Origin of the sequence: Caballeronia sp. AZ7_KS35 (assembly GCF_023631045.1) — a bacterium.
Lineage (GTDB): Bacteria > Pseudomonadota > Gammaproteobacteria > Burkholderiales > Burkholderiaceae > Caballeronia > Caballeronia zhejiangensis.
Map to the genome: position 1 here is coordinate 74,809 of NZ_JALQDV010000010.1, position 16,958 is coordinate 91,766.

A 16,958-nucleotide genomic window follows, 5' to 3' on the forward strand; every position below is an offset into this window, starting at 1 on the left:
ACCTTGAGTTGCCCGCACACAGCGCAGCGCGGTGAAAACTACAGCAGGCCGAAGCCCGCGAGCGCGGTCTTCACTTCGGAAAGCGTCGGATGCCGGCTCGCGTCGCCGAGATTGACGACGTTCGGCGACCAATAGCCGCCGGTGCGCCATGCGGTCGAGAAATTGTACAACTCGACGGTCGGGCGCTTCAGCGCCGCGGCAATATGCACCAAACCGGTATCGACGCCGACGGTCGCCGCGGCACCGTCGATCAGCCCGACGACCGCGGGCAGCGACATCTTCGGCGGCACGATCGCGGCCGCGCCGAATTCCTTCGCGAGCTTTTCGCTCGTTGCGCGTTCGGCCTCGCTGCCCCACGGCAGCACGATCGACGCGCCGCGCGTCACGAGCGCTTGGCCCAGTTCGATCCACGCGGCTTCGGGCCATTGCTTGTCGGCGCGCGAGGTGGCGTGCACGAACACGACGTAAGGCACGGGAAGATTCAGCCCGAGCGCGGAGACGGCGAGCGTCGCGCGTCGCGTGTCGAGGCCGAAGTCGATGTCGTCGGTCGTTTGCGGCTTCGGCAGGTCGAGCGCCGCCGCCACGAGTTGCCGCGTGCGCTCGACGACATGCGTGCGCGGTTCGATCGGCACGCGCCGGTCGTAGAAAAAGCGCACCGGCCATTCGTAGCCCGCGCCGTCGGTGCGATTGCCGAGGCCGACGAGCGGCCCGCGCGCCCGGCTCGCGACCCACGCGGTCTTGATGAGACCCTGGCAGTCGATGACGAGATCGTATTTTTCGGCGGCGAGCTCGCGCTTGAACTTGCCGATCTCGCGCCAGTTCGCCGGCGACGTGAACGCCTTGCGCCAGCGCCTGAGCGAAAACGGAATCGCGCGGCGCACGCCGTGTACGAGTTCGACGAGACTCGCGAAGCTTTCCTCGACGAGCCAGTCGATTTGCGCATCGGGATAGCGGCGGCGGATGTCGGCGATGGCCGGCATGTTGTGGACGACGTCGCCAAGCGACGACACGCGGACGATCAGGATCTTTTGCACGCTGAGATGGAGAAGCGCGGACGGCGCGGCGCGGTGAGCAGGAAAACGGGGATTTTAGCGCGGCGCGTTCATCGGATAAGCAAAAAAAGCGGCGCAATCGATTCGATTGCGCCGCTTTTCACCGGGCATCGAGTGACGCCCGCAATACTTAAAACGGCAACTGCGCGTCCGGCTTCTCCGCCAGAATCACCCGACGAAAATCTTCCTGAATGCGCTTAAGCGCCGCGTCGTTGTCCGCTTCGAAACGCATCACGACGACCGGCGTCGTATTCGACGAACGCGCCAGCCCGAACCCATCCGGGTACTCGACACGCAGACCGTCGATCGTCAGCACGTCGTCCGCGCCAGTGAACTTCGCCGATTTCTGCAGACGCGCGATCAGCTCGAAATTCTCGCCCTCCTGCAACTTCAATTGCAGTTCAGGCGTGGAAAGCGAATTCGGCAGATCGTTGAGCAGCTTGCTCGGATCGGCCACGCGCGACAGGATTTCGAGCATACGCGCGCCGGTGTACAGACCGTCGTCGAAGCCGTACCAGCGATCCTTGAAGAACACGTGGCCGCTCATTTCGCCCGCGAGCGGCGCGCCCGTTTCACGCAGCTTCGCCTTCACAAGCGAATGGCCGGTCTTCCACATGACCGGCTCGCCGCCCTGCTCGCGCACCCACTTCGCGAGATTGCGCGTGCACTTCACGTCGTAAATGATCTGGCCGCCCTTGTTGCGCGACAGCACTTCCTGCGCGAACAGCATCAACTGGCGATCCGGATAGATGACCTGCCCGTCCTTCGTGACGACGCCGAGACGGTCGCCATCGCCATCGAACGCAAAGCCGACTTCCGCGTCCGTTTCCTTGAGCGCCTTGATGACGTCCTGCAGATTCTCCGGATGCGCCGGATCCGGATGATGATTCGGGAAGTTGCCGTCGATCTCCGTGAAGAGTTCGACCAGCTTGCAGCCGAGCGCCTTGAAAAGACGCGGCGCGAGACCGCCCGCGACGCCGTTGCCCGTATCGACGACGATCTTCATCGCGCGCACCGGCTTCACGTCCGACACGATGCGGTCGAGATACATCTGCGACACGTCGAATTCGGTGTACGTGCCTTCGCCCGTCGTGAAGTCGTTATCGACGATGCGCTTGTACAAGCCTTGGATCTGATCGCCGTAGATGGCCGCGCCGCGCAGCACCATCTTGAAGCCGTTGTAGTCGGGCGGATTGTGGCTGCCCGTCACGACGATGCACGAATCGACGCGACGCTCGCCCGAAGGCAACGGCAGCGGCACGCTCGCCGCGAAGTAGCCGACCGGAGTCGGCACCATGCCGATATCGACAACATCGACGCCCGCCGCGCGCAGGCCATCCGAGAGTGCGCCGACGAGTTCGGGACCGGAGAGACGACCGTCGCGCGCGACCACGACCGAATCGCCGCCCTGCTTTTTGATCTCGCTGCCGAACGACTGGCCTATGCTCTTAGCGACGTCCTTGTCGACCGTCTTGCCGACGATCCCGCGAATGTCGTAGGCCTTGAAGATGGATTGGGAAACTTGGCTCATGAGATGGCTACCTCCTCTCTATTAGTTGATGGTTTCTCGGCGATGCAGCCATGAGGGCATGCAGGTCGTGACGGTTGGCGCGCCGCTGCAATGCACAGCGCGCGCGAACGACTGCCAGATGACGTATCGAATTCTGCCTATGCGTCTGGTAAACCAATACGAAAGAAACAATTCGAAGCAAATGGATGCAAAACCGGCGCAGCGGGCGGCCCACGGATCGCACTTATAATCGCTGTCTTTCGGCGCTCTGGTGGTTGCGCTCGCTCTGACGAAGCCGGTTGGAGCCTGCGCGTTCATTCTAATCCAATGCTCAAACGCTCTTTCGCCTCGATGCCTTCGAATGAGGCGCGTCTGCGTGCAAACACACAAAACTTGACCGATCGCTCGTTTGCGCGAGGCGGTCAGGCCTGGGTAGCACGCGCCGTGCCCGATTACGCCGAGCGCTTCACCGCATGAAGGCGCTCACGCGCTCCGGCAATCCGGACGTCGCCCGCGCGCTCGCCAACATCGTCTGGCTCGGGCTGGAGCGGCTCACGCAGATCGCGGTCGCCATCGTCATCTCCGGTTTGCTCGCGCGCTACCTCGGCCCGGACGACTTCGGCAAGTGGCAATACGCGAACACGCTGCTGCTCGTCATCGCGCCGATCACGTGGGTGTGCGGCGCGGAGATTCTCGTGCCGACGATCGTCAACCGCAAGCCCGCCGATACCGGCGCCGTACTCGGCAGCGCGTTCGTGCTGCGCATGGGCGTGTCGGTCGTCGCACTCTGCGTAACGTGGATCTGGATCGCCGCCGGCGGCACCGACCCGATGGTCGGGCTGATGCTCGCCGGACTCGCCGTCACGATGCTCTTTCGCGAGCCGTTCATCGGCGTCGTCAATTCGTGGCTGCAAAGCCTCACCTACAGCAAGCCGCAGCTCATCGCGAGCATGGCGGCGGCCATCGTCAAGGCGGCGCTCGTCTTCGCGCTCGTGCGCATCGCGGCCGCGCCGTCGAGCTTCGGCTGGCTCTGGGCGCTCGAAGCCGCGGCGATCAGCGCCGCGCTCGTCGCGTACTACGTGCGCCGTCACGGCGGCACGCTCGGCTGGCGTTTCGACCGCGCACTGTTCAGACATTTCGCGAGCGCGGGCACGGTGTTCTGGCTCGGGCTCATCTGCATGTATCTGTTCCTGAAGCTCGACCGGCTGATGCTCGCGCATCGCGTGTCGTTCGCGGAACTCGGGCTTTACTCCGCCGCGCAGCAGTTGAACGAGAACTGGATCGCGCTCGCGCTGATGCTCTCGCAGACCATCGCGCCGGCGTTCGTGTATCGCGTGCAGGAAACCGCGCGCCTGAAGCGCAATCTCGTGCGCCTCTTCGCGATGACCGCCGCGCTGATGATCGCGGGCGCGGCCGTCCTCGATGCGCTCGCGGGCTTCATCATCGCGCGCGTGTTCGGACCGAATTACGCGGGCGCGGCGGACATCTTCCGCTGGGCCGTGTGGCTTTCGGTGCCCGCGGGCATCGAAGCGATCGGCAATCTCGTCGTGCTGAAATATCAGGCGAAGTATGTGCTGCTGTCAAAATGGCTTTTCGCGCTCGCGGTCGCGTTCGCGGTGAACTGGTTCGCGATACCGCGCATGGAAGGCTACGGCGCGCTGATCGGACTCGCGGCGGGTTATGTCGCGGCGGCATCGGTGAATTTCTACTACATCCGTTTTCGGCTGCGCGCATGAACGAACTCCACGATGTCGCCGTGCTGATGCCCGCGTTCAACGGCCAGGCCGATGTCGAACGCACGCTCGCGTCGTTTGGCGAAACGTCGATGGTGAACGTGCTCATCGTCGACGATGGCAGCACGCCGCCTATCGTCGCGCCCGTCATCGACGGCATGAACATCGACATTCTGCGCATGCCGAAAAACGGCGGCATCGAGCGCGCGCTCGAAGCGGGCATCGCGGCGCTGCACGCGCGAGGCGTCCGTTACGCGGCGCGCATCGACGCAGGCGATCTCGCGACGCCCGCTCGCCTCGCGAAGCAGCGCGCGTATATGGAGGCGCATCCGCGCGTCGCGGTGCTCGGCATGTGGACGCACGTCGTATCGACCGATGGCGCGCCGCTCTTCGATCTCACGCCGCCCGCCGATCCCGCCGCGATCCGCCGCATGATGCTCGCGCGCACATGCTTCACGCATCCGTCGCTGATGCTGCGCATCGACGCCGTGATCGAAGCGGGCAACTATCGCGCGCAGTATCGCGCCGCCGAGGATCTCGATCTGATCCTGCGTCTGCTACAACGGCACGACGGCGCGAATCTGCCCGAGTTCGGTCTCTTCTACGAACTGAACGAAAGCGGCATCAGCGCGACCAAACGGCGTGCGCAAATCATGTCGACACTGCGTCTGCAACTGCGCCATTTGCGCGTGACCAATCCGCTCGACTGGGCGGGCGTCGCGAAGAGCATCGCGCATCTCGTTTTGCCGTATCGCGCGTTGCGTGGATTGAAGGCGCGCTTGCTGAAGCGCGCATCCGCCGCGTGAACCTATTCCTGACTTCCGGATGACCAAAGAAAAGTCGAAGCTTCGTATCGCCCTCGTGTGCAACACGGCGTGGGCGATCTATACCTACCGGCAAGGCGTGCTGCGCATGCTGACCGCGCGCGGCGCGCAAGTCACGATCATCGCGCCGCGCGACCGCACCTTCGAGCCGCTCACCGAAATGGGCTGCCGCTGCGTCGAGTTGCCGGTCGCATCGAAAAGCACCGATCCGCGCGATGACCTCAGGACGCTCGCCGCGCTCTTTCGCGAATATCGTGCGACGCGTCCGCATATCGTGTTTCACTATACGATCAAGCCGAACATCTACGGCTCGCTTGCCGCGATGCTCGCGCGCGTGCCGTCGATCGCGGTGACGACGGGTCTCGGCTACGTCTTCATCCAGAAGAGCCGCACGGCGCAGGTCGCGAAGCGGCTGTACCGTTTCGCGTTCCGCTTTCCGCGCGAAGTGTGGTTCCTCAATCGCGACGATCACGAAGCCTTCCTGCACGAGAATCTGCTCGCGCATCCGGATCGCGCGCGGCGTCTGCATGGCGAAGGCGTCGATCTCGACGAATTCGCGTTCGAGCCGCTGCCCGCGCGCGAGGATTTCGTGTTCATCCTGATCGGCCGTCTGTTGTGGGATAAAGGCGTGGCGGAATATGTCGAAGCCGCACGCAGGATTCGCGCGAAGTTTCCGCACGCGCGTTTTCAGTTGCTCGGGCCGGTCGGCGTCGACAATCCGAGCGCGATCGGCCGCACCGACGTAGAAAAGTGGGAAGCGGAGCATATCGTCGAATATCTCGGCGAAGCGAACGACGTGCGGCCGCTCGTCGCCGCGGCGGATTGCGTCGTGCTGCCTTCGTATCGCGAAGGCGTGCCGCGCACGCTGATGGAGGCATCGGCGATGGGCCGCCCGATCGTCGCCACCGACGTTCCCGGCTGCCGCGAAGTGGTCGAGGACGGCGTGAACGGCCTGCTCTGCGAGGTCAAAAGCGCCGACAGCCTGACCGAAGCGCTCGAGCGCATGCTGACGCTCTCCGCCGACGAGCGCGCCGCCATGGCGCGGCGCGGCCGCGAAAAGGTCGCGAGCGAATTCGACGAAAAAAATGTCGTCGAACGCTACAAGGGCACAATACATGCCATTACCGGCATTTCACTTTGATTTCATGCAATCGGGAGAGCACAAGATGAATGGCAATCAGCCGACGAAGGGCACGATTCTCGTCACCGGCGGCGCGGGCTTCATCGGTTCGCATACGTGCGTCGAACTACTCGACGCGGACTATGGCGTCGTGGTCATCGACAATCTCGTCAACAGTCGCGCGGAGTCGTTGAAGCGCGTCGAGCGCATCACGGGCAAGAGCGTCACGTTTTATGAAGCCGATGCCCGCGACGAAGCCGCGCTCAACCGCATCTTCGACGCGCACGCGATCACCGGCGCGATCCACTTCGCGGCGTTGAAGGCCGTGGGCGAATCGGTCGCGAAGCCCATCGAGTACTACGAGAACAACATCGGCAGCCTGCTCGCGGTGCTCAAGGTCATGAAAGCGCGCGGCGTGCGCAACTTCGTGTTCAGCTCGTCCGCGACGGTGTATGGCGTGCCGAAGAGCGTGCCGATCGACGAATCGTTTCCGCTTTCCGCGACGAACCCCTACGGCCAGAGCAAGCTCATCGCCGAGCAGATCCTACGCGATCTCGAAGTGTCCGATCCGTCGTGGCGCATCGCGACGCTGCGCTATTTCAATCCGGTCGGCGCGCACGAGAGCGGTTTGATCGGCGAAGATCCGGCGGGCATTCCGAACAACCTGATGCCGTATGTGGCGCAAGTGGCCGTCGGCAAGCTCGCGCAACTGCGCGTGTTCGGCAGCGATTACGATACGCACGACGGCACCGGCGTGCGCGATTACATTCACGTCGTGGATCTGGCGCGCGGGCATATCGCGGCCATCGATGCGCTCAAGAAGCTCGACCGCAGCTTCGTCGTGAATCTCGGCACCGGGCAAGGCTATAGCGTGCTCGATGTCGTGAAGGCGTTCGAGGCGGCGTCGGGCAAGCCGGTTCCGTATGAGCTCGTGCCGCGCCGTCCGGGCGATATCGCCGCCTGCTACGCCGATCCGGCCGCCGCGGCGGAACTGATCGGCTGGCGCGCGGAGCATGGCATCGAACGCATGTGCGCGGATCACTGGCGCTGGCAGTCGCAGAATCCGCAAGGGTTCGCTTAAAAGCGTCGAGGCGCTGCGCTTTGCGCGCGGCGCCGCTTTTTTCCATCGGTTCTATTTCATGCTCAGTTTCGCGCTTGCTTTTCTGGTCTCGCTCTTCGTGACCTTGTTGATCGTGCGCTTCGCACACCTGCAGGAAGGCGTGCTCGGCGACACCGATCTCGCCGGCGTGCAGAAGTTTCACGCGCGGCCCGTTCCGCGCATCGGCGGCGTGGGCATCATCTGCGGGCTGACGGCATCGGCCGTGCAGTTGCGATGGGGCTATCCGGCCGTATCGGGCGGCATTCTCGGCATCGTCGCGTGCGGCTTGCCGGCGTTTCTCTCCGGGCTGATCGAAGACCTGACCAAGCGCGTCTCGCCGCTCGCGCGCCTCGTCTGCACGATGGCCGCCGCGGGCTTCGCCTTTGCGTTCCTGAACATCGCGGTCACGCGCATCAGCGTGCCGCCGCTCGATTTCCTGTTGTCCTACGCGGTCATTTCATGCGCGGTGACGGTGCTCGCCGTCGCGGCGCTCGCCAACGCGGTGAACATCATCGACGGCTTCAACGGCCTCGCATCGATGGTCAGCTTCATGATGTTCGCCTCGCTCGCCTATGTGGCGTTCCAGGTGCACGATCCGATCGTGCTCTCCGGCTCGCTCATCATGATGGGCGCGGTGATGGGCTTCTTCATCTGGAACTTCCCCGCCGGGCTGATCTTTCTCGGCGACGGCGGCGCGTACTTCGTCGGCTTCATGCTGGGCGAACTCTCGATCATGCTCGTGATGCGCAACCGCGATGTCTCCGCGTGGTATCCGGTGCTGCTCTTCATGTATCCGATCTTCGAGACGTGCTTCTCGATCTATCGCAAGAAGTTCATTCGCGGCATTTCGCCGGGCATTCCGGACGGCGTGCATCTGCATATGCTCGTCTACAAGCGTCTGATGCGCTGGGCCGTCGGCGTGAAAAACGCGCATGAGCTGACGCGGCGCAATTCGCTGACGTCGCCGTATCTGTGGCTGCTGTGTCTCGTCGCCGTGATTCCCGCGACGCTCTTCTGGCGGCATACGGTGCATCTGTTCTGCTTCGTCGTCGTGTTCGCGGCAACTTACGTGTGGCTCTACATGAGCATCGTGCGCTTCAAATCACCGCGCTGGCTCGTGTTTCGCCGGCCGCACACGGTGAAGAAATGAAGCGACGCCGCCTGAGTTCCAGGCGGCGTTTTTCATTCGAAGCCTTATTTCAGGTGCTTTGCGAAGAAATCCGCGGTGCGGCCGTTGGCGAGTTGCGCGGCCGCCGCGTCGTAATGCGCGCCCTGATTGCGCGCGAACGCGTGATGACAGCCGGGATACGTGTACACCTCGACATTCGGCTGCCCCTTCACCGCCGCCAGCACGCGGTTGCGCGCATCGGCGGGAATGAATTCGTCCTCTTCCGCGAGATGCAGCATGAGCGGCACCTTGATCTTCGGCAGTTCGGCGAGGTATTGATCCGTGCCGCCGCCGTAGTACGAAACCGATGCGTCGACATCCGTGCGCGCCGCCGTCAGGAACGAGAGCAAGCCGCCGAGACAAAAGCCGACCGAGCCGATCTTGCCCTGCACTTGTGAGAGTCCGCGCGCGAAACCGATCGTCGCCGCGATGTCCTCGACGCCCGTGTTCACGTCGAATGCGTTGTAGTACTTGAGCGCCTGCTGCCATTCGGCTTCGGTGCGATCGGTGAGCTCGACGTTCGGCTCCAGCCGCCAGAAGAGATCGGGGCATAGCGCGACGTATCCCTGGCGCGCGTATTCGTCACAGGTTTCGCGCATGTCGGCGTTGATGCCGAAAATTTCCTGAATCACGATCACGGCCGGCGCGGTCGTTTGCGCGGGATATGCGACGTAAGCGTCGAAATTGCCATCGGGGATGGAGATGCTGAGCGTCTCGGACATGGGAAGTCTCCTGGATGATGAAGCGAGCCCATCATATCCAAACTTTCCCGCGCCGCGCTCGAAGCGGACCACTCATCTCGGCGATGATCGCGAGTCCCCGGATGAATCGAGCGTATCGATCGATCGGGGCCTTGCATGCGTGTCGCGCCGAACCGCCCATGCCATTTCCCTTCTGCGAGGGTCGATTGTTATCGAGTGGCTCGCGCGGCCGGAACCGCGCGTCCTCGTGGGCCTGCTTCCCCGGCATCGCGGGGCACCTCGTTCCGGCGTGTAGCACGCACATCGCGCATATTGAGTGGTCTCAAGCCGGATCGGACCGCTTCCGGCCATTGCATCTTCGGTCCATCGAACGGCGGCGATCCGCCAGAATGCCGTGCTTTGCGGACATCGATTCGAAGCGTCCGATGAAGCGTGGTCCGGCGCACACGCGCTTCCGTCGTTTCGCGCCGAAGACTAGTCGCAAGACGCCGCCGCAACCGCGCACGACAAGAGCCGCTGCTATATTCGACGCAAAAAATAGGGGTGCCGGGGCCGTCATGCGCAACAAGTTCGCCGTCGTCTGGATCTGGCTTTGCCTGCTTCCGCTCGCGTTCGACTTACGAAGCGTCGAGACGGCCAGCAAGGCCATCGATGTTCTGCTCACCGTGACATCGATGGGCGCCGCCTGCGCGATGCTGCTCATCGCGCCGCGCTTCGCGCGCCGCTCGCGCATGCGCGGGTTCGTCAGCGCGCTCTTTCTGCTCACGATCTTCGGCAGCGTCGCAACCCAATGGCTGCAAGGCAACGACGCCGGCAACTACGCGCGCGTCGTGCTGCCGTTCCTCTTGATGCTGCTCGGCTATTTCGTAGGCTGCCGTCCGTGGGATGCGCAGCGTCTTGCGCAGATCGAACGCGCGATGGTCTGGTCGATGATCGCATCGCTCGTGTTCGGCGGCGGTTTCGGCATGGCGATGCCCGGCGGCATCGACACCTTGAGCATTCGCGTCGTCCCGGTCACGTTCCTTTGCCTGCAAGGGCTGTTGCTGCACGAAATCGTCTTCGCGCAGCGCATCGGGAAGCTGGCCGGGCTATTTTTTCTCGCGACGATCGTCATTGAGATTCTGTTCGGCACGCCGGGCCTCCTGGTCGGCACCGTGCTGCTGATCGCTTATGCGACGTGGCTCGCCGCGCCTTCGCTGCGCGCGTTCTTCGCCGCCGGTCTGCGCGCGGCCACGATCCTGACGCTGCTGATCGCGATGGCCACCGCGACGGCCACGTTCTTTCCAACGATCGGAGCCCCGTGGATGAAGCGTCTCTCGCTCGTGCAGGATGCGCCGCCCGCACGCGATCCGGTGCTGATCGCGCGTCTCGCGGAAATGAAGGATCAGGTCGATCAGACTACGTCGTCGGCAATGTCGACGATCGTCGGCATGGGCTACGGACACGACTATCGCTACGCGCCGTCGTATCTGCCGGATCTTGCCGGAGACATCAGCGAGCAGGACTTCTACGCCTTCAAAAAATGGGCGGCCGGCCGCGACTTCTGGGTTTATCAGTTCTTCGCGGGCGGCGTGCTGTTCGGGCTCGCGCTGCCGATCGCCATTCTGTGGGCGCTCTGGCGCGGTTCGCGGGCGTATCGCGCATGGCGGCACAGCACGCCCGATGCGCCCTGGCTGCCGGTGCTCGGCCGTGCGCTCTTCGTGCTCGCTGCGCTGCCCGCGACGTCGATCGGCGGTAATCCGCTCGGCGAGCGTTTTCCGGGGCTGATGTTCGGTGTCGCGCTGGGTCTCGTCGTCGCGTCGTATGCGCGCATCGCGCATGGCATCCACGCGCGCGCCGCCGAAGCGGCCGGTCGCACGCCGCAGCAAAGCGCGCCTTTTTACGGCGCGCCGCCCGACATGCATCCGCAAGACGGGCCGCTCACGGAGATACGTCCGGCGAATCCGCCGCGCGCGTCAGGTTCGCTGCCCGCGCAGTAAGGTCCGTCCGCTCACTGCGCGCGCAGATGTGCCCGCAGATAAGGCGCGAAGCCGTTTTGAACGGAGATGATCTTCGTCGCGCAGTCGTCGAAATCCGAGCCTCGCGCGCGCTCGTCCTCGAACATGCCCTTGCATTGCGCGAAGAGCGAGATCGTCGCGCCGTCGCCGTTCGGGACGCGCGTCGCCGAGAACACCGGCTTGCCGGTGTCCGAAGGCACGTCGGTTTCGATCGCGGCATTGTCGGCGCGTGTCAGGCGTTCCTTCGAATTCTGCTCGACGTAAGTCTTCGTGAGCTTCCAGGCCGCATCGCACTGCGCGGCGTCGCGGCATGCGACGGTCGCATTGCGTTGCGCCGTATCGAGCGATTGCTGCGAGAGCAGGAACGTGCGTTCCTTCGTCTGCTCCTTCTCGACGGACGAGCAAGCGGTGAGGACGATCGAAGCGACTGCGAGAGCGATGAGCTTTTTCACGGACGGAAAGCCAAAGAATCAGGTCGGACGGCGATTATAACGACGCCCGCTTTCGGCAACCATTTGCGTGCGGTATCGCGCGATCAGGAGGAGACACATGAAACACGCGCTTTTGTGGCTGGCCATCGCGGCCTTCGCGCCATCGTTCGCGAATGCGGGCGATTCGGCCGATACTCCGTCGATGGACGCGCTGCTCGCGCAACAGAACGGCTATGTGGGCAATCCGGCGGGGGGCGCCCGGCTGCGTCCGGGCACGCACAAGACCGACGCAAAAGCGATGATGATGCCGCGAAGCGCGGCCGCGACGCTTTATCCGGCGCCTCCGGGTCTGAAGGCGCCGGCGTCGAATGCCGCGCGTGCGCGCGACATCTACAAGTCGCCGTATTGAACTGAGAAGACCTACTCCGCGATGCTCTCGTAGCTGTAATAACCCGCGTAGGTGCTGCCCATCAGCACCTTCGATTGCGGCACATCGGTGAGCAGCACGCCCTTCATGTGCACGCCGCCGTGATAGAGGCGCTTCATCGTCTCGCCGATTTCCTGCACCTGATTCTTGCCGTGCCGCACGACGAGCAGGCTCGTGCCCGCGTGCCGGCCTATCACGGTAGCGTCGGTGACGGCGAGCACGGGCGGCGTATCGATGACGACGAGATCGTAGAGCTGCTTCAGTTCGCCAAGGATTTCGCCGAATCGATCGCTCGCGAGCAGCTCCGCCGGATGCGATGGCAGCGAGCCCTTTGGAATCAGATCGACGCCGGGCAACACGTCGTGAACGATGACGTCCATCGCGTTGGCGCCCATCAGCACGTCAGATAGGCCCGGCGTGTGACGCACGCCGAAGTGCGAGTGGATGTCGCCGCGGCGCATGTCGCCGTCGATCAGCAACACGCGCTTTCTCGTCGATGCGACGAGCGTCGCGAGATTCGCCGACAGAAACGACTTGCCCGCTTCGGGCCGCGAGCCGGTCAGCATCACGACGTTGTTGCGCGCTTCGCCGAGCTGCAGTTGCAGCGACGTGCGCAAGCTGCGAATGCCTTCGACGGCCGCATCCTCCGGCGCCTGCGCGGCGAGCACGTGCATGCCTTCGCGACGCATGCCGACCTGACGTTGCAGACGAAGCTGCTGCGTGCTGCGCGGCACGATGGCGAAGACGCGCGTGCCCAGTTGCCGTTCGATGTCTTCGGGACGCTCGACGCCGCCCCACAGCGACTTGCGCACGAACGCCGCGATGATGCCGAGCACGAGGCCGATGCCCGCCGAGATCAGGATCACGAGCGCGCGCTTCGGACGCACGGGATCGTCGGCGGGTTGCGCGAGATCGACGATCCGCACGTTGCCGACCTGCCCCGCCTTCGCGATGCGCAATTGCTGCGCGCTGTTCTGCAGGTTCGCGTAAAGCTCGCTGCTCGAGCGCACGTCGCGCGTATAGCGCAGCGCGGTCTGCTCGGTATCGGGCAGCGTCGACACGTTCTTGCCGAGGCGCGTCTGCGCGGCGGTGAGCGATGCAATCTGCGCATCGAGCGCCTGCACCGACGGATGATTCGCCGTGAAGCGCAGCGACAGTTCCGCGCGCTGTTGCTGAAGATCGGAGAGCTTCGTCTTGTTGTCGACGATCTGCTGCAGGAGCAAGCGGCTCTCTTCGGAGAGATCGACGGAACCTTGCTTGTTGCGAAACGCGCTCAGGCGCTGCTCGGCTTCATCGAGCTGCTTCTTCACGAGCGGCAGTTGCTGCTCCAGAAACGCGAGCGTGTGCTCCGCTTCGGCCGAACGCTTCTGCGTGTCCTGCTCCACATAACGATTCGCGATGTTGTTGACGATCGCCGCGATTTGCTTCGGATTACTACCTTCCAGAGATACGCCGATGATGCCCGATTGCAGTGCGGTCTCCGCCACGGTCAGGCGCTGCTGAAGACGGTCGATGGTCGTGATCGTCGAGAAGCGTTGCAGTTCGAACTGCACGCCGGGCTTGCCGTCGAGCTTGTCGACCTTGAGCGTCACCGGGCCTTGCGGCGTCGCGCCCGACACTTCCTTGCCGACCTGCCCCGTCAGCACGATCAATCCGTTCGGATCGCGCAGTTCGTAAGCGCCGCGCTCGAGCGCGACGAGTGTGAACTTCCTGTCGTAGAGTTCCTTCGGCGTGTCGAAGAGCGGCACGTCGATGGCTTCGCCGCCCCACGCGAAGCGCGAAAGATAACCCTGCGGAACCGGCCGGTTCAGCATCGCGAACACGTTGCCGACGAGCTTGCCCACGACCGGCAACACGCGCGGCGACGCATCGATATCCAGATGCAGACGCCGAACCGTATCGTCGATGACGAGTCGCGAGCGCAGCAGTTCGATCTGCGCGGCAGTCGAAGTCTTCGTTTCGGTGAGTTGCGGAACGGCGGCTTGCAGCGCCTTGGCGCCGGCGTTCGCGTTGTTCGTGTTGGCCGGCTCGTCGACCTGGATCATCGCGTCGGCCTTGTAGGTCGGCGTTGCGAGATACGCGTAAGAGGTGCCGAGCGCAATCACGGCGAGCATGACGAGCGTCACGAGCTTCCAGTTGAGCATCGCCGCGGCCAGGTAATCGGACAGGCGCAGTTCGTCACCCGTCGATACGTCCACGTATCGCGTATCAAAGTTCATCGACATGATCTCGCTCGCTTATATTTTTTAAGTCGAACCATGATGCTCCGGCGCGCCCCGCGCGCGCCGGTCAGACACTTGATGCCAGATGCTTACTTCGTCAACACGGCCGCCGTCAAACCAGCGTTGATCGCCGGCAGCAGCAGGTTGAGCACGCGCGAGAAGCGCACGAGCCCGTTGTTGTCGACATAGACGACGTCATGCGGCTGCAGCTCGAAGTTGTTCGCGAGCAGCATCGACACCGGCGACAGCGCGTCGAGCTTGTAGACCTCCGGCTGGTCCGTCGCGCCGTTGCGGATCACGTACAGCTCGCGCGGGTTCGACGTTTCCGGGTTGAAGCTGCCCGCCTGCGAGATCGCGTCCGACAGCGTGAGCTTGCCGTTGCGCATCGGGATGACGGTGGCCGGCTTGGTCACTTCGCCCATCACGTAGACGCCGTTTTCGTCGCGCGAATCGACACGCAGCGCATCGCCCGGCTTGAGCATGATATCCGACGGGCTGCGGCCCTTCGACGTCATGCCGGCCATGTTGATGTGATACGTGACGCCATCGCGGATCAGCGTGACGCGGCTCTGATCCGCCGTCGTCGCGAAACCGCCCGCGCGGCCGATCGCCTCGGTGAGCGTCATCGGAATGTCGTTGATCTGCTGCGCGCCCGGCGTGCGGACATCGCCGTCGATATACACCTGCGACGCGCGGAACGACGCGACGCGCACCGTCACCTGCGGCTTCACGAACACCTTCGACAGCTCGGCATACAGCTCGCGCTGAACCTGCGTCTCGGTCTTGCCCGCGACGTGCAGCGGCTTGTTCACGTACGGGAATTGCAGATTGCCGTCGGCATCGACGACGAAGCCGGGCGCGGCATCCGACGTGCGCGTCTGGTTCGCCGGCTGGCCGAGCGCCGCGACGAGTTCCGGGTGATCCCAGACCGTGATCTGCAGCACGTCGCCGACGCCCAGCTTGTAAGGCGCGGGCTTGCCGTAGAGCGAGGCGTTCGGATCGCCCGTCACGGACGGCTGCGCGGCGCGCATCTTCTTCACGAGCGCGGCGTCGATCGTCGTGATCGGAATGTTGGTGGTCGTGGCCGGATCTCCCTGATCGTTCGACGTTTCGACGAGCTGGGCGGGCTTTTCCATGTGCATGCCCGGCGAGAGCCCGCAACCCGTCAGGATCACGGCGACGGAAGCTGCCGCAGCCAGGCTCGTGAGGCGGAAGATACGCGACACGTTGGTGTTGGCGGCCATGGAGGTGGTGCCCGGTTGTTGTTGGTTGTGCATGATGGTCGTCCCCTGCATCAGTAAGCGTTGGTGTGGCGTAGTCCCTTGAAGATCGTTGCGGCGATGATTCTCATATCGAGTCCGAACGACCAGTTACCCAGATAGTACAAATCGTGAGCGACGCGTCCTTCCATCTTTTCGATCCGATCCGTTTCCCCACGAAAACCGTTGACCTGGGCCCAGCCGGTGATGCCTGGCTTGATCCGGTAACGATGGATGTACCCCGATACGACCTTTTGATACAGGTCGTCATGTTCGAGCGCGTGTGGACGCGGGCCCACGACCGACATGTCGCCGCGCAGAACGTTGAAGAACTGCGGCAGCTCATCGAGGCTGGTGCGGCGCAGGAACGCTCCGACACGGGTCACGCGCGGATCGTTGCGCGTGGCCTGGCGAAGCACTCCGGCCTGTTCCGTGTGCAGGCGCATCGAACGGAACTTGTAGATGGTGAAGACGCGGCCATCCGCGCCTTTGCGGTTCTGCCGGAACAACACCGGCCCGCGCGAAGTGAGCTTGATTGCGAGCGCGATGCAGATGAGCGCCGGCGAGACCGCGATGATCGCGCCGAGCGCGAACAGGCGGTCGAAGATTTCCTTTTGCAGCTGCGCCGACGCCGACAACGGCGTCGCGACGAGATTGATCGCGGGCTGGCCGAGCAGATCGGTCACGCCGCTTTCGAACAGCGCGAGGCTGCGCACGTCGGGGATGAAGCGCACGTTGATGAGATCGTCGCGGAATTCGTTCACGAAGCGCAGGATCGTGGGCTCCTCCGACAGCGGCAGCGCGAGCCACACTTCATGGACGTTCTGCGCGCGCACGAAGGCGACGAACGCGTCGAAATCGTCATACACGGGCAGGCGCGTGTTCAGACGCGACTTGCCCGCCGCCGCGTTGAACGCCGCGCACATGCGAAAACCGGTGTCCTGCGAACGCTCGATCTTGCGCAGCATCGAATCGCAATGTCTGCCGCAGCCGACGATTGCCACTTGCTGCAAGTTCAGGCCCGCGTTGCGCATGTGCGCGAGAATCGCGTGCGTGATGAGACGGCCGGCGATCATGAGGCCGCCGGACATCGCGGTCCAGTAGGCGAACCAGAGGCGCGACACGTAGTCGAGCCGATGCAGCGAGAACATCAGCGCGAGCGCGCAGCCCTGCACGACGAGCCAGCCGAGCGAGACCTGACACGCAAGCTGAAGCTTGCTGCGGCCGCGCCACGACTGGTAGACGCCGAAGCCAGGAAAGAGCGCAAGCGAGAACGCCGCCGCGAACGCGACGAACGCCACCGAATAGGTGTGTGCCTCGATGTACTCGAACCTGATTTGCGACGCCACTGCCGCACCGCCGACGATCATCAAGACGTCGAACAGGCGCGCGAGCAATCCCTGTAAATCGCGCAT

General features: G+C 63.9%; 14 protein-coding genes. 7 read left to right on the forward strand and 7 right to left on the reverse strand.

The window, feature by feature from the left end; genetic code table 11:
* Positions 1-38: 38 nt before the first annotated feature.
* Both waaC and NCT05_RS12390 read right to left on the reverse strand, forming a co-directional pair.
* Positions 39-1,034, reverse strand: coding sequence for a lipopolysaccharide heptosyltransferase I (gene waaC, locus NCT05_RS12385; protein ID WP_250502345.1), 996 nt, complete (start codon positions 1,032-1,034; stop codon positions 39-41).
* 148 nt (positions 1,035-1,182) lie between these two features.
* Entirely contained in the window at positions 1,183-2,583 is a 1,401-nt protein-coding gene (locus tag NCT05_RS12390) for a phosphomannomutase/phosphoglucomutase (RefSeq protein ID WP_250502346.1), read from the reverse strand.
* 452 nt (positions 2,584-3,035) lie between these two features.
* On the opposite strand from NCT05_RS12390, the gene NCT05_RS12395 reads away from it, so the two are divergent.
* From NCT05_RS12395 to NCT05_RS12415, 5 genes are read left to right on the forward strand one after another with little or no spacing between them, the layout of a single operon-like run.
* On the forward strand, positions 3,036-4,298 hold the full coding sequence (locus NCT05_RS12395; protein ID WP_034472769.1) for an oligosaccharide flippase family protein: 1,263 nt from the start codon (positions 3,036-3,038) through the stop codon (positions 4,296-4,298).
* On the forward strand, positions 4,295-5,101 hold the full coding sequence (locus NCT05_RS12400; protein ID WP_250502347.1) for a glycosyltransferase: 807 nt from the start codon (positions 4,295-4,297) through the stop codon (positions 5,099-5,101). The genes NCT05_RS12395 and NCT05_RS12400 overlap by 4 nt, the downstream gene beginning before the upstream one ends.
* Before the next feature lie 19 nt (positions 5,102-5,120).
* A complete protein-coding gene (locus NCT05_RS12405) occupies positions 5,121-6,260 on the forward strand; it encodes a glycosyltransferase family 4 protein (RefSeq protein WP_250502348.1) in 1,140 nt (379 codons plus the stop codon).
* A 25-nt stretch (positions 6,261-6,285) separates the two neighbouring features.
* The gene (gene galE, locus NCT05_RS12410) at positions 6,286-7,320 is read left to right on the forward strand and encodes a UDP-glucose 4-epimerase GalE (protein ID WP_034472825.1); all 1,035 of its coding nucleotides are present in this window, start codon (positions 6,286-6,288) and stop codon (positions 7,318-7,320) included.
* Between the two features lie 58 nt (positions 7,321-7,378).
* Positions 7,379-8,488 carry an MraY family glycosyltransferase gene (locus NCT05_RS12415; RefSeq protein ID WP_250502349.1) on the forward strand — a complete coding sequence of 370 codons (1,110 nt, stop codon included), beginning with the start codon at positions 7,379-7,381 and terminating at the stop codon, positions 8,486-8,488.
* Positions 8,489-8,532: 44 nt separating this feature from the next.
* On the opposite strand, the gene NCT05_RS12420 is transcribed toward NCT05_RS12415, so the two are convergent.
* Positions 8,533-9,228, reverse strand: a complete 696-nt coding sequence (locus NCT05_RS12420; protein WP_008342514.1) for a dienelactone hydrolase family protein — start codon at positions 9,226-9,228, stop codon at positions 8,533-8,535.
* Between the two features lie 536 nt (positions 9,229-9,764).
* Here NCT05_RS12420 and NCT05_RS12425 point away from each other — a divergent pair.
* Positions 9,765-11,186, forward strand: coding sequence for a hypothetical protein (locus tag NCT05_RS12425; RefSeq protein ID WP_241814162.1), 1,422 nt, complete (start codon positions 9,765-9,767; stop codon positions 11,184-11,186).
* An 11-nt stretch (positions 11,187-11,197) separates the two neighbouring features.
* Here NCT05_RS12425 and NCT05_RS12430 read toward each other — a convergent pair whose 3' ends face one another.
* A complete protein-coding gene (locus NCT05_RS12430; protein ID WP_034472777.1) occupies positions 11,198-11,656 on the reverse strand; it encodes a hypothetical protein in 459 nt (152 codons plus the stop codon).
* 97 nt (positions 11,657-11,753) lie between these two features.
* On the opposite strand from NCT05_RS12430, the gene NCT05_RS12435 reads away from it, so the two are divergent.
* Positions 11,754-12,044, forward strand: a complete 291-nt coding sequence (locus NCT05_RS12435; RefSeq protein ID WP_250502350.1) for a hypothetical protein — start codon at positions 11,754-11,756, stop codon at positions 12,042-12,044.
* An 11-nt stretch (positions 12,045-12,055) separates the two neighbouring features.
* Here the strand turns inward: NCT05_RS12435 and NCT05_RS12440 are convergent, their stop codons facing one another.
* The 3 genes from NCT05_RS12440 to NCT05_RS12450 form a co-directional block, all read right to left on the reverse strand.
* A complete protein-coding gene (locus NCT05_RS12440; RefSeq protein ID WP_250502351.1) occupies positions 12,056-14,287 on the reverse strand; it encodes a polysaccharide biosynthesis tyrosine autokinase in 2,232 nt (743 codons plus the stop codon).
* Between the two features lie 86 nt (positions 14,288-14,373).
* Entirely contained in the window at positions 14,374-15,528 is a 1,155-nt protein-coding gene (locus tag NCT05_RS12445; protein ID WP_008342525.1) for a polysaccharide biosynthesis/export family protein, read from the reverse strand.
* 50 nt (positions 15,529-15,578) lie between these two features.
* Positions 15,579-16,958: an undecaprenyl-phosphate glucose phosphotransferase gene (locus tag NCT05_RS12450; RefSeq protein ID WP_008342527.1), complete on the reverse strand. Its 1,380-nt coding sequence runs from the start codon at positions 16,956-16,958 to the stop codon at positions 15,579-15,581.

Bases quoted from the DNA above. Each gene is read 5' to 3' on its own strand.
- NCT05_RS12450 (WP_008342527.1), bottom strand. From the start codon at position 16,958: ATGCGCGATTTACAGGGATTGCTCGCGCGCCTGTTCGACGTCTTGATG.
- NCT05_RS12435 (WP_250502350.1), top strand. From the start codon at position 11,754: ATGAAACACGCGCTTTTGTGGCTGGCCATCGCGGCCTTCGCGCCATCG.
- galE (WP_034472825.1), top strand. From the start codon at position 6,286: ATGAATGGCAATCAGCCGACGAAGGGCACGATTCTCGTCACCGGCGGC.
- NCT05_RS12420 (WP_008342514.1), bottom strand. From the start codon at position 9,228: ATGTCCGAGACGCTCAGCATCTCCATCCCCGATGGCAATTTCGACGCT.
- NCT05_RS12445 (WP_008342525.1), bottom strand. From the start codon at position 15,528: ATGGCCGCCAACACCAACGTGTCGCGTATCTTCCGCCTCACGAGCCTG.
- NCT05_RS12415 (WP_250502349.1), top strand. From the start codon at position 7,379: ATGCTCAGTTTCGCGCTTGCTTTTCTGGTCTCGCTCTTCGTGACCTTG.
- NCT05_RS12425 (WP_241814162.1), top strand. From the start codon at position 9,765: ATGCGCAACAAGTTCGCCGTCGTCTGGATCTGGCTTTGCCTGCTTCCG.
- NCT05_RS12390 (WP_250502346.1), bottom strand. From the start codon at position 2,583: ATGAGCCAAGTTTCCCAATCCATCTTCAAGGCCTACGACATTCGCGGG.
- NCT05_RS12405 (WP_250502348.1), top strand. From the start codon at position 5,121: ATGACCAAAGAAAAGTCGAAGCTTCGTATCGCCCTCGTGTGCAACACG.
- NCT05_RS12400 (WP_250502347.1), top strand. From the start codon at position 4,295: ATGAACGAACTCCACGATGTCGCCGTGCTGATGCCCGCGTTCAACGGC.
- NCT05_RS12440 (WP_250502351.1), bottom strand. From the start codon at position 14,287: ATGTCGATGAACTTTGATACGCGATACGTGGACGTATCGACGGGTGAC.
- NCT05_RS12395 (WP_034472769.1), top strand. From the start codon at position 3,036: ATGAAGGCGCTCACGCGCTCCGGCAATCCGGACGTCGCCCGCGCGCTC.